At 54.9% G+C, this 11,594-nt stretch carries 8 protein-coding genes; 5 read left to right on the top strand and 3 right to left on the bottom strand.

Features of this window, described 5'->3' with window-relative positions; translation table 11 throughout:
* Nucleotides 1–126: 126 nt before the first annotated feature.
* Together xylB and xylA are read right to left on the bottom strand one after the other, a co-directional pair.
* The gene (gene xylB / locus DFO56_RS18620; protein ID WP_045507564.1) at nt 127–1,581 is read right to left on the bottom strand and encodes a xylulokinase; all 1,455 of its coding nucleotides are present in this window, start codon (nt 1,579–1,581) and stop codon (nt 127–129) included.
* Between the two features lie 49 nt (nt 1,582–1,630).
* Nucleotides 1,631–2,953, bottom strand: coding sequence for a xylose isomerase (xylA, locus tag DFO56_RS18615; protein WP_045507561.1), 1,323 nt, complete (start codon nt 2,951–2,953; stop codon nt 1,631–1,633).
* A gap of 350 nt (nt 2,954–3,303) precedes the next feature.
* Between xylA and xylF the strand changes: the two genes are divergently transcribed.
* The 4 genes from xylF (at nt 3,304) to xylR (ending at nt 8,356) form a co-directional block, all read left to right on the top strand.
* A complete protein-coding gene (gene xylF, locus DFO56_RS18605; protein WP_020455712.1) occupies nt 3,304–4,296 on the top strand; it encodes a D-xylose ABC transporter substrate-binding protein in 993 nt (330 codons plus the stop codon).
* 78 nt (nt 4,297–4,374) lie between these two features.
* Nucleotides 4,375–5,916 (top strand): xylose ABC transporter ATP-binding protein, encoded by a 1,542-nt coding sequence (locus DFO56_RS18600; protein ID WP_045507558.1) that lies wholly within the window; start codon nt 4,375–4,377, stop codon nt 5,914–5,916.
* Nucleotides 5,894–7,075 (top strand): xylose ABC transporter permease XylH, encoded by a 1,182-nt coding sequence (gene xylH / locus DFO56_RS18595; protein WP_045507555.1) that lies wholly within the window; start codon nt 5,894–5,896, stop codon nt 7,073–7,075. The genes DFO56_RS18600 and xylH overlap by 23 nt, the downstream gene beginning before the upstream one ends.
* A gap of 102 nt (nt 7,076–7,177) precedes the next feature.
* The gene (gene xylR / locus DFO56_RS18590; protein ID WP_045507552.1) at nt 7,178–8,356 is read left to right on the top strand and encodes a D-xylose utilization transcriptional activator XylR; all 1,179 of its coding nucleotides are present in this window, start codon (nt 7,178–7,180) and stop codon (nt 8,354–8,356) included.
* 47 nt (nt 8,357–8,403) lie between these two features.
* Here the strand turns inward: xylR and DFO56_RS18585 are convergent, their stop codons facing one another.
* Entirely contained in the window at nt 8,404–9,231 is an 828-nt protein-coding gene (locus tag DFO56_RS18585; protein ID WP_044489523.1) for a protein bax, read from the bottom strand.
* A gap of 315 nt (nt 9,232–9,546) precedes the next feature.
* Here DFO56_RS18585 and DFO56_RS18575 point away from each other — a divergent pair, with 315 nt between their 5' ends.
* Complete coding sequence (locus tag DFO56_RS18575; RefSeq protein ID WP_045507549.1) at nt 9,547–11,583, top strand: alpha-amylase; 2,037 nt, start codon at nt 9,547–9,549, stop codon at nt 11,581–11,583.
* Nucleotides 11,584–11,594 lie beyond the last annotated feature (11 nt).

The raw sequence follows: 11,594 nt of genomic DNA, 5'->3' as shown, positions 1-11,594 counted from the left end.
AGGACTCCTTGCTCAGTAGGGTTAACGCTATTGTGGCAAGGAGTTTTGCGCCTGCTAAGACCAAAAAAGGACAACATCATGGTGATTCCAGCCCACCTGAACAGCGGGCCGGATAAGCAGGAAAAATCAGGACATCAGCGGCAGTAGCTGCTGATAGATACGGCGGAACGTTTCGCGGCGTGGCGCGTAATGAGCATGTCGGGTGGCATCCGGTGCGTGCTGTTGCTCAACCGGCAGTTGCGGCAGTAGCGTCGCCAGAGGCGTTTGCGGATTGACGGCAATTTGCGCCAGCCGCGCCGCGCCAAGCGCTGGCCCAACATCACCGCCGGTGCGGTAATCGAGCTGCAATCCGCTGATATCCGCCAGCATTTGCCGCCACCATGCGCTGCGCGCACCACCTCCGATAAGCGTAATGCTCTGCGGCGTGACGCCACAGGCGTGGACGACATCCATACCATCCGCCAGCGCGAAACCGACACCTTCCAGCACGGCGCGGGCAAGTTCTTCGCGGCCATGCTGATGCGTCAGACCAAAGAACACGCCTTTCGCCTGTGGGTTGTTATGCGGCGTACGCTCGCCGGAAAGGTAGGGTAAAAACCACAGATCCCCGGCGTTATCGTCCGCCTGTTGCGCGGCGTTAATCAATGCCGGAACTGACTCCAGCCCCGTTAGCTTCGCCGCCCAGTCCAGGCACGACGCCGCGCTAAGCATTACCGACATCAAATGCCAGCGGCCAGGCAGCGCGTGACAAAAACTGTGTACCGCGCTTTCGGGTTTACTGAGGAACCCTTCGCTGACGGCAAAATAGACCCCGGATGTGCCCAGTGACAACATCGCCTGGCCTGCGTCTGCCATACCGACGCCAACGGCACCGGCGGCGTTATCTCCGCCGCCCGCGACAACCGGAACGACGGGCATCGCCCAGCGCCGGGCGATCTCGGGTAACAGTTCGCCGGTAATTTCGCTGCCTTCAAACAGCGCAGGCATATGCGCACGTGAAAGCGAGCAGGCAGCCAGCATGTCATCGCTCCAGTCGCGTTTCGCCACATCCAGCCACATGGTTCCCGCCGCGTCGGACATGTCGCTGGCGAATACGCCAGACATTTTCAAACGCAGAAAATCTTTAGGCAGCAAGACCTTCGCCACACGAGCAAATATTTCTGGCTCGTGACGCTGCACCCACAAAAGTTTCGGCGCGGTAAAACCGGGCATCATCAGGTTGCCGGTAATCGCACAGGAATTTTTGACCTTTTCTTCCAGCAGCGCGCACTCTTCGCCGCAGCGACCGTCATTCCACAGAATGGCCGGACGCAACACCTGGTTATCTTTATCAAGCAGCGTCGCGCCGTGCATCTGCCCGGCGAGGCCCAACGCTTTTACTTGCTGTAACGAATGCGCCTCGCCCAATGCCAGAATGGCACGGTCCGTCGCCTGCCACCACGCTTCGGGATCTTGCTCCGACCACAGCGGGTGCGGTCGCGACACGCTGAGTTTTTCCGTATGCGAGGCCAGCACCTCGCCCTGCTCACCGAGCAGAATCGCCTTCACGCCAGAGGTGCCGAGATCGATCCCGATATACATAGTGACCACTCCTTTTTAGTGCGCCGCGTTATCGGCGGCGCAGAACGGTTTACTTATCAAACAGGTAGTAGTTAACCAGGTTTTCCAGTTGCTCCTGATGACCGCTCTGGTGGCGCGGTGCCAGGTTCTGCTGTTCAGCGTACTTCGCCAGCTCCGCGAGGCTAAGCTGCCCCTGCAAAATTTGCTGGCCCAGCTCACCATTCCAGCCCGCATAGCGTTTCGCTACGCGTTTATCCAGCTCGCCCTCTTCCACCATGCGAGCCGCCACTTTCAGCGCCAGCGCCATGGTGTCCATCGCGCCAATATGACCATAGAAAAGGTCGTATTTATCGGTGCTCTGACGGCGTACTTTGGCGTCAAAATTCAGGCCGCCGGTAGTGAAACCACCCGCTTTGAGGATTTCATACATCACCAGCGCGTTCTCTTCGACGCTGTTCGGGAACTGGTCGGTATCCCAGCCGAGCTGCGGGTCGCCGCGGTTCGCATCCACTGAACCAAACAGCCCCAGCGCGATGGCCGTGGCGATTTCATGATGGAAGGAGTGACCGGCAAGTGTGGCGTGGTTGGCTTCGATGTTCAGTTTAATCTCTTTCTCCAGACCAAACTGTTTCAGGAACCCATAAACGGTAGCGGCGTCATAATCGTACTGGTGCTTGGTCGGTTCCTGCGGTTTCGGTTCGATAAGCAACGTGCCGCGAAAACCGATTTTGTGTTTGTGCTCCACCACCATATGCATGAAGCGGCCAATCTGTTCGCGCTCCTGGCGCAGATCGGTATTCAACAAGGTTTCATAACCCTCGCGACCGCCCCACAGCACGTAGTTTTCGCCACCAAGTTTGTGAGTGGCGTTCATGGCGGTCACCACCTGCGTCGCCGCCCAGCTGAATACTTCCGGGTCCGGGTTGGTCGCCGCGCCCGCACCATAGCGCGGGTTGGTAAAGCAGTTCGCCGTGCCCCATAACAGCTTCACGCCGCTCTGCTGCTGTTTTTCCGCCAGCACGTCCACCATCTGCGCAAAATTGTTCAGATACTCTTTCAGCGACGCGCCTTCCGGCGAAACGTCCACATCGTGGAAGCAGTAATAGGGCACATTGAGTTTATGAAAAAACTCAAACGCGACATCGGCTTTACGCTTCGCCATCGCAATGGCTTCGCCAGGCTGTTGCCATGGGCGATCGAAGGAGCCCACACCAAACATATCTGCGCCGTTCCAGCAGAAGGTATGCCAGTAGCAGGCAGCAAAACGCAGGTGATCTTCCATGCGCTTACCGAGCACTAGCTCATCCGGATTGTAATGACGAAACGCTAAAGGATTCGTGGTTTTTGGACCTTCAAAACGAATCCGATCCAGCTGGTCGAAATAAGCTTGCATAATGAGCTCCATTGGCGAGTGTACAAATCTGACGTTAATACTGGATTCTCTCTCTGACTCGCTCAATTACGTTATTTCACACTGCTATTAAGAGAATGCACAAACGTGCGCTGGCTCGCAAAATAATGATATCAGCGGCTGCGAGGCGCCTTCCTGTTTTTTATGCAAAATCGGTTTTGCTTTTTTTAAAATAAGATCGCGGTCATAAATCAGCAAATAAACCAAAAAACGTAATGCCCGGATAAAAATCTGTAATTGCCAGAGAAGAATTCTGCGTTAAGAATTTGCTCGTCTATAGCAGTGCATGTTTCTTTTATCTCGCCCTTCACCCTACAAAAGGTATTACTATTATGAAGATAAAGAACCTTTGCCTTACACTCTGCGCCTCCCTGCTGCTGGCAAGCGCTTTCGGCCATGCCAAAGAGGTGAAAATCGGCATGGCGATTGACGATTTGCGCCTTGAACGCTGGCAAAAAGACCGCGATATCTTTGTGAAAAAAGCCGAGTCGCTCGGTGCTAACGTGTTTGTTCAATCCGCAAACGGAAATGAAGAAACGCAGATGTCGCAAATTGAAAATATGATCAACCGTGGCGTCGACGTACTGGTTATTATTCCCTACAACGGCCAGGTGTTAAGTAACGTAATAAAAGAAGCCAAACAGGAAGGAATTAAAGTCCTGGCTTACGATCGCATGATTAATAATGCCGATATCGATTTCTATATCTCTTTCGATAATGAAAAAGTCGGGGAATTACAGGCGCAAAGCCTGGTAAGCAAAGTCCCGCAGGGAAATTACTTTTTAATGGGCGGATCGCCGGTAGATAATAACGCCAAGTTATTCCGCGCCGGGCAAATGAAGGTATTAAAACCCTATATTGATAGCGGGAAAATTAAAATTGTCGGCGATCAATGGGTCGATGGCTGGTTACCGGAAAACGCGCTGAAGATTATGGAAAACGCCCTCACCGCCAACAATAACAAAATTGATGCGGTGGTTGCTTCCAACGATGCCACCGCTGGCGGCGCGATTCAGGCGCTGAGCGCCCAGGGTCTGGCCGGAAAAGTGGCGATTTCGGGCCAGGATGCCGACCTCGCAGGGGTGAAACGGTTGATTAACGGCAGCCAGACCATGACGGTCTATAAGCCAATCACCCAACTGGCGAATACGGCGGCGGAAATCGCTGTCGAACTGGGTAATGGCAAAACGCCAAAAGCGGACGCTTCACTGAATAACGGCCTGAAAGATGTCCCTGCCCGCCTGTTGACGCCAATTGAAGTCACCAAAGACAACATCGACGCTACTGTCATCAAAGACGGCTTCCATCAGAAAAATCAGCTCTAAAACCGTCGGCGCGCCTGCGGGCGCGTCGGCTGCCATCTCTTTCAGGCGCTGTATATCAGCGAATGACGTGGAGCAGCCATGCCTTATTTACTTGAAATGAAAAATATCACCAAAACTTTTGGTGTCGTAAAGGCGATAGATAACGTCAGCCTGCACCTTAACGCGGGTGAGGTGCTCTCGCTGTGCGGTGAGAACGGTTCGGGTAAATCCACGCTGATGAAAGTGCTGTGTGGGATTTACCCGGCTGGCAGTTACGAGGGAGAAATTATTTTTGCGGGCGAAACCCTGCAAGCCAGCCATATCCGCGACACCGAGCGGAAAGGTATCGCCATCATTCACCAGGAGCTGGCGCTGGTGAAACATTTAACCGTGCTGGAAAACATTTTCCTCGGTACGGAAATCACGCGTCACGGCGTGATGGATTACGACCAAATGACACTGCGCTGCGAAAAATTGCTCAAACAGGTGAGCCTGTCGATTTCGCCGGATACCCGGGTGGGCGATTTAGGGCTCGGGCAACAGCAACTGGTCGAAATCGCCAAAGCGCTGAACAAACAGGTGCGGCTGCTTATCCTTGATGAACCCACCGCTTCGCTGACCGAGCAGGAAACCGCCGTGTTGCTGGATATCATCCGCGACCTGCGCAACCACGATATCGCCTGCGTTTACATTTCCCACAAGCTGAATGAAGTCAAAGCGATATCGGACACCATCTGCGTTATCCGTGATGGCAAGCATATCGGTACGCGTGATGCCGCTGGCATGAGCGAAGACGACATCATCACGATGATGGTAGGTCGCGAACTGACCGCGCTCTACCCCAATGAACCGCATGCGACAGGCGAGGAGATCCTGCGCGTTGAACATCTTACCGCCTGGCATCCGGTAAACCGCCATATCAAACGGGTGAACGATATTTCATTCAGCCTGAAGCGCGGCGAGATCCTTGGCATCGCCGGGCTGGTCGGCGCAGGGCGGACCGAAGCGGTGCAGTGCCTGTTTGGCGTCTGGCCGGGGCGCTGGGAAGGGCAAATTTTCCTTGATGGCAAAGCGGTACAGATTCACAACTGCCAGCAGGCTATCGACTTTGGCATTGCCATGGTGCCGGAAGACCGCAAAAAAGACGGCATCGTGCCGGTGATGGCGGTGGGTAAGAACATCACGCTGGCGGCGCTTAACCAGTTTACCGGCGTGTTAAGCAGCCTGGACGATGCCGCCGAACAGGCGTGCATTTTACAGTCGCTGCAGCGGCTAAAAGTGAAAACGTCTTCCCCGGAGCTGGCAATCGGCCGCCTGAGCGGGGGCAACCAGCAAAAGGCGATTCTCGCCCGCTGCCTGTTACTCAACCCGCGCATCCTGATCCTCGATGAACCCACGCGCGGTATCGATATCGGCGCGAAATACGAAATCTACAAACTGATTAACCAATTAGTGCAGCAGGGGATCGCCGTCATCGTTATCTCATCCGAGCTTCCCGAAGTGCTGGGATTAAGCGATCGGGTGCTGGTGATGCATGAAGGCAAGCTAAAAGCCGATCTCATCAATCGTAATCTGACCCAGGAGCAGGTCATGGAAGCGGCGCTGAGGAGCGAACATCATGTCGAAAAGCAACCCGTCTGAAATTAAATTAACTACCGCCTCACCAGGGGCTTTTTCCGCGCTGAAGTCCCTTAACTTACAAGTATTTGTGATGATTGCCGCCATTGTGGTGATCATGCTGTTTTTCACCGGCATGACCGATGGCGCCTACCTGAGCGCGCGTAATATCTCTAACCTGCTGCGCCAAACCGCGATCACCGGCATCCTGGCGGTGGGAATGGTGTTTGTCATTATCTCTGCCGAAATTGACCTCTCCGTTGGCTCCATGATGGGGTTGCTCGGCGGTGCGGCGGCGATTTTCGATGTCTGGCTGGGCTGGCCGCTGCCGCTAACCGTGGCGGTAACACTGGTGCTCGGCCTGCTGCTTGGCGCCTGGAACGGCTGGTGGGTGGCGTATCGCAAAGTCCCTTCATTTATCGTCACGCTGGCCGGGATGCTGGCTTTTCGCGGCGTGCTGATCGGCATTACTAACGGCACCACAGTTTCCCCCACCAGCGCGGCAATGTCGCAGATTGGCCAAAGCTATCTACCAGACGGCGTAGGTTTCGGCGTAGGCTTGCTGGGCCTGGTGGCTTTTGTACTCTGGCAGTGGCGCGGGCGTATGCGTCGGCAGACGCTGGGGCTGGCAACGTCACCCTCATCAACAGCGGTTGGACGTCAGGCAATTATCGCAGTGATCGTGCTGGGAGCCATTTGGCTGCTGAATGATTACCGGGGTGTCCCCACTCCGGTACTGGTGCTGGCGTTTTTACTGCTGGCGGGCATGTTTATGGCGACGCGCACCGCGTTTGGCCGCCGTATTTACGCTATTGGCGGCAACCTGGAAGCGGCACGGCTTTCCGGCATTAACGTCGAGCGCACCAAACTTGCGGTATTTGCCATTAACGGATTGATGGTGGCGATTGCCGGTTTGATCCTCAGTTCGCGCCTCGGGGCAGGCTCACCTTCCGCCGGAAACATCGCCGAACTGGACGCCATTGCCGCTTGTGTGATTGGCGGCACCAGCCTTGCAGGCGGTATTGGTAGCGTCGCGGGTGCGGTAATGGGCGCGTTTATTATGGCGTCGCTGGATAACGGCATGAGCATGATGGATGTGCCGACGTTCTGGCAATACATCGTCAAAGGGGCCATTTTGCTGCTGGCTGTGTGGATGGATTCCGCCACCAAACGGCGGGCCTGAAAATTGTGAATTAAGGCGCGATCACACGGCCGGATCTTTTTTATTCATCAGTTTGATGAATATGATAATGAGATCGGATGGAAAGTCAGGAAGCAAACCAACATGTTTGAGAAGCGCCATCGCATCACATTGTTATTTAATGCCAATAAAGCCTACGACCGCCAGGTTGTCGAAGGGGTCGGCGAGTATTTGCAAGCCTCGCAATCCGAGTGGGATATTTTCATTGAAGAGGATTTTCGCGCCCGCATTGAAAATATCAAAGAGTGGCTGGGCGATGGCGTGATCGCCGATTATGACGATCGGGACATTGAGCGTCTGCTGGCGGATGTCGACGTGCCAATTGTCGGCGTGGGCGGCTCTTATCACACCCCGGAGCACTACCCGCCGGTGCATTACATCGCGACCGACAACTACGCGCTGGTGGAGAGCGCGTTTTTGCATCTGAAAGAGAAAGGCGTGCACCGTTTTGCGTTCTACGGCCTGCCGTCCTCCAGCGGCAAACGTTGGGCGGCAGAACGTGAGCACGCCTTCTGCCAGTTAGTGGCGCAAGAAAAGTACCGTGGCGTGGTTTACCAGGGGCTGACCACCGCGCCTGAGAACTGGCAACATGCGCAAAACCGGCTGGCGGACTGGCTGCAAACGCTGCCGCCGCAGACCGGCATTATCGCCGTGACCGACGCCCGAGCACGTCATGTTCTGCAAGTGTGTGACCATTTACATATTCCGGTGCCGGAAAAACTGTGCGTGATTGGCATCGATAACGAAGAACTCACCCGTTATCTCTCGCGCGTTGCGCTCTCTTCCGTGGCACAGGGAACCCGGCAAATGGGCTACCAGGCGGCGAAGCTGCTGCATCGTCTGCTGGATAACGAAACCATGCCGTTACAACGGTTGCTGGTGCCACCGGTACGCGTGGTGGCGCGGCGCTCGACGGATTACCGCTCGCTGAACGACCCGGCGGTGATTCAGGCGATGCATTACATTCGCAATCACGCCTGTAAAGGCATCAAAGTGGATCAGGTGCTGGATGCCGTTGGCATCTCGCGTTCCAACCTGGAAAAGCGCTTTAAAGAAGAGGTCGGTGAGACGATTCACGCGGTAATTCATGCGGAGAAACTGGAAAAGGCGCGTAGCCTGCTGATATCAACGTCGCTCTCGATCAATGAAATCTCACAGATGTGCGGCTACCCGTCGCTGCAATATTTCTATTCGGTGTTTCGTAAAGAGTACGACAGCACACCAAAAGACTATCGCGACCGCTATAGCGAAATCCTTATCTAGCACAAAGAAAAACGCCTTCCGGCTGGAAGGCGTTTACAGAGCTGATATTACATATGGGCGGCGATTAACTGCTGATTGTCCTGATACATGGCAAACAGGTAGTTGTTGTAACTCTCGCCACGGGTTGAGTAACCCTTCAGCTTGTGAATCATGTTGGTCGCCGTCACTTCCTGATCCGCTTTACGCAGCTGCGCACGGGATTTACGGAATGACGCATAGGCCGTGTGCGTATTCAGGTTGGTGACGTAAGCATCCACCGATTCCTGCAGGGAGTTAAAGTGAGAGTAACCTTTCACTTTGCCAGCCCCGTTTTTACAGGCACCTTTCGCACATTTCATGCCAAACAGATTGTTGTTGGTACGCGCCAGTTTTGACGTGCCCCAACCACTTTCCGCTGCCGCCATAGTCGCAACCATGCTGTCCGGGATAATGTCTACACGCTCCAGCAGGGCGTTCCATGGAATACGGCGCGTATTCCCGTTCCAGCTGATTTTGTAGCGTTGAGTAATATCCTTCAGACGCGCGCGCTCGGCAGGCGACCATTGGCTATTGTACTGTTTTGACAGCAACCAGTTACGCTCGGCGGTAATCGCAGAGTTTTTACTGGTGATATAAGGCATTACCGTCCGGAGAAACGCTTTTTTCCTTGGTGTTCCGGAAGGGTATTTTCGCAAATCAGGAAGTGAACTACTTTTTACACTATTGCGAGAATACTCTTGTTTACTGCTTGCCTGTTTTTTTACGCTTGCCTTAGTGACGTGGGCTTTGTGACTCGCTGTTTCTGTGTGCGTCTTCGCCAGCACCCCACCTGAAAATATCAAGGTGGAAAACATGAGTATCGTGGCCCCAAGTCGTCGCATGGGTATCGATATCATTAGGTCTCCTGGTCGGATATGAACATTCCAACACCTTCTTTTTTGCATGATTTTGAGAGCTGAATCTCAAATCATACCAAAAATAGCCTGCAAGAGCACGTACAGAAATAATCCAATTCTGAAATCATGTCACCAGGAAACTGCACACAAAACGGACAATCTCTTATAAATGTGGCGGTTATCGCAAATCTAAACCGACAATCTATGCGCGATCGCTCACCCTGCGCCCTCCTCCCTGGCGATTACGACCAGGGAGGAGTTTCCCCGGTAAACGGAGTGGCAAACTGGGGAAAATCGCCATCACTGGGACATCCAATGAAACACTCCGCGTTTTTACTGCTGTTGCTTCCCGGCATCGCTCTCGCCGACTGGTCCGCCGCTGGTTTTCCCCCTTTAACTGACGACGGCACCGGCCTCTGGCGCAGCCAGGCCGCGCTGAAAAAAGGCGAGCATCCAATCGCGTTACAGCAGGGTCAGCAGTGCTGGCAGCCCGCCAGCGGCATCAAGCTGAACCAAATGCTTTCGTTGAAGCCTTGCAGCGGCAGTGCGCCGCAGTGGCGGATATTCCGTGATGGCGATTACCAGATACAGCTCGATACCCGCTCCGGCACACCAACGTTGCTGCTCAGTGTCAAAAGCGAGGCCAGCGATACGCCTGCCAAACTAGCGCGCCAGTGTCCGGTGCGTGACGATAAGCCGCTGACCGTGCCTGTTGGCAACACCTTCCCGGAAGGCAGCCTGGTACGCGATTTCTACAGCCAGCAAACCGCCACGGTACGCGACGGGAAAATCACCCTGCAACCCGCAGCGGAAAGTGACGGTCTTCTGCTGCTGGAAAAAGCGCAAACGCAGGGTGCAGCTCCATTCGAGTGGCATAACGCCACGGTCTATTTCGTGCTTACCGATCGCTTTGTGAATGGTAATCCCGCCAATGACAACAGCTACGGGCGGCATAAAGATGGGATGCAGGAGATTGGCACTTTTCACGGCGGCGACCTGCAAGGGCTAACCAGCAAACTGGATTACTTGCAGCAACTGGGGGTCAACGCGTTATGGATAAGTTCGCCGCTGGAGCAGATCCACGGCTGGGTTGGCGGTGGTACAAAAGGGGATTTCCCCCACTATGCCTACCACGGTTATTACACGCAGGACTGGACACGCCTCGACGCCAACATGGGCAGCGAAGACGATCTGCGTAAACTAGTTGATGAAGCGCACCAGCGCGGCATTCGCGTGCTGTTTGACGTGGTGATGAATCACACCGGCTATGCGACGCTGGCCGATATGCAAACCTTCCAGTTCGGCGCGCTGTATCTGAAAGACGAGGAGCGCAAGAAAATCCTCGGCGAGCACTGGACAGACTGGCGTCCCGCCGCCGGGCAAAGCTGGCACAGCTTCAATGATTACATCAACTTTAGCGATAAAACCGCCTGGCAGAACTGGTGGGGCAAAAACTGGATCCGCACTGATATCGGCGATTATGACAACCCCGGTTTTGACGACCTCACCATGTCGCTGGCGTTTTTGCCGGATCTGAAAACCGAATCCACCACCCCTTCCGGGCTGCCGGTGTTTTATCGCCACAAACCGGATACGCGCGCACGCGAAATCGCAGGGTTTACACCGCGCGATTACCTTACTCATTGGCTCAGCGAGTGGGTGCGCGAGTACGGCATTGACGGTTTTCGCGTTGATACGGCTAAACATGTCGAGCTGGCAGCCTGGCAACAATTAAAAACGCAGGCCACGGCGGCGCTCGCCGAATGGAAAAAGGCCAATCCGCAGAAAAAAATCGATGACGCCCCTTTCTGGATGACCGGCGAATCCTGGGGCCACGGTGTGATGCAGAGTGATTACTACCACCATGGCTTTGATGCGATGATCAATTTTGACTATCAGCAACAGGCCGCCGACGCGGTATCGTGTCTGGCGAATATGGATACTGTCTGGCAACAGATGGCCGACAAATTGCAAAGCTTTAATGTACTGAGCTATCTCTCCTCGCACGATACCCGCTTGTTCCGCGAGGGCGGCCAGCAAGCCGCAGAGCTTTTGCTGCTCGCCCCCGGCGCGGTGCAGATCTTTTACGGTGATGAAAGCGCGCGGCCGTTTGGCCCGACAGGATCCGATCCGCTACAAGGTACGCGATCGGATATGAACTGGCAGGATCTCGACGGTAAAAGTGCCGCCGGCCTGCGGCACTGGCAAACATTGGGCCAGTTCCGCGCGCGCCACCCGGCGCTGGGCATGGGCAAACAGACCACGCTTACGCTGCCGCAGGGCTACGGTTTTGTGCGTGAACAGGGTGATGACAAAGTGATGGTGGTCTGGGCGGGCGCGGCTCGCCACTGAGCCATAAAACA

This window comes from Kosakonia sp. AG348 (assembly GCF_003337365.1).
Lineage (GTDB): Bacteria > Pseudomonadota > Gammaproteobacteria > Enterobacterales > Enterobacteriaceae > Kosakonia.
Note: the sequence above shows the minus strand (reverse complement) of the source record. Positions and strands in the feature narration are given on the sequence as shown.

Bases quoted from the DNA above. Each gene is read 5' to 3' on its own strand.
- xylF (WP_020455712.1), top strand. From the start codon at position 3,304: ATGAAGATAAAGAACCTTTGCCTTACACTCTGCGCCTCCCTGCTGCTG.
- xylA (WP_045507561.1), bottom strand. From the start codon at position 2,953: ATGCAAGCTTATTTCGACCAGCTGGATCGGATTCGTTTTGAAGGTCCA.
- xylH (WP_045507555.1), top strand. From the start codon at position 5,894: ATGTCGAAAAGCAACCCGTCTGAAATTAAATTAACTACCGCCTCACCA.
- DFO56_RS18600 (WP_045507558.1), top strand. From the start codon at position 4,375: ATGCCTTATTTACTTGAAATGAAAAATATCACCAAAACTTTTGGTGTC.
- DFO56_RS18585 (WP_044489523.1), bottom strand. From the start codon at position 9,231: ATGATATCGATACCCATGCGACGACTTGGGGCCACGATACTCATGTTT.
- DFO56_RS18575 (WP_045507549.1), top strand. From the start codon at position 9,547: ATGAAACACTCCGCGTTTTTACTGCTGTTGCTTCCCGGCATCGCTCTC.
- xylR (WP_045507552.1), top strand. From the start codon at position 7,178: ATGTTTGAGAAGCGCCATCGCATCACATTGTTATTTAATGCCAATAAA.
- xylB (WP_045507564.1), bottom strand. From the start codon at position 1,581: ATGTATATCGGGATCGATCTCGGCACCTCTGGCGTGAAGGCGATTCTG.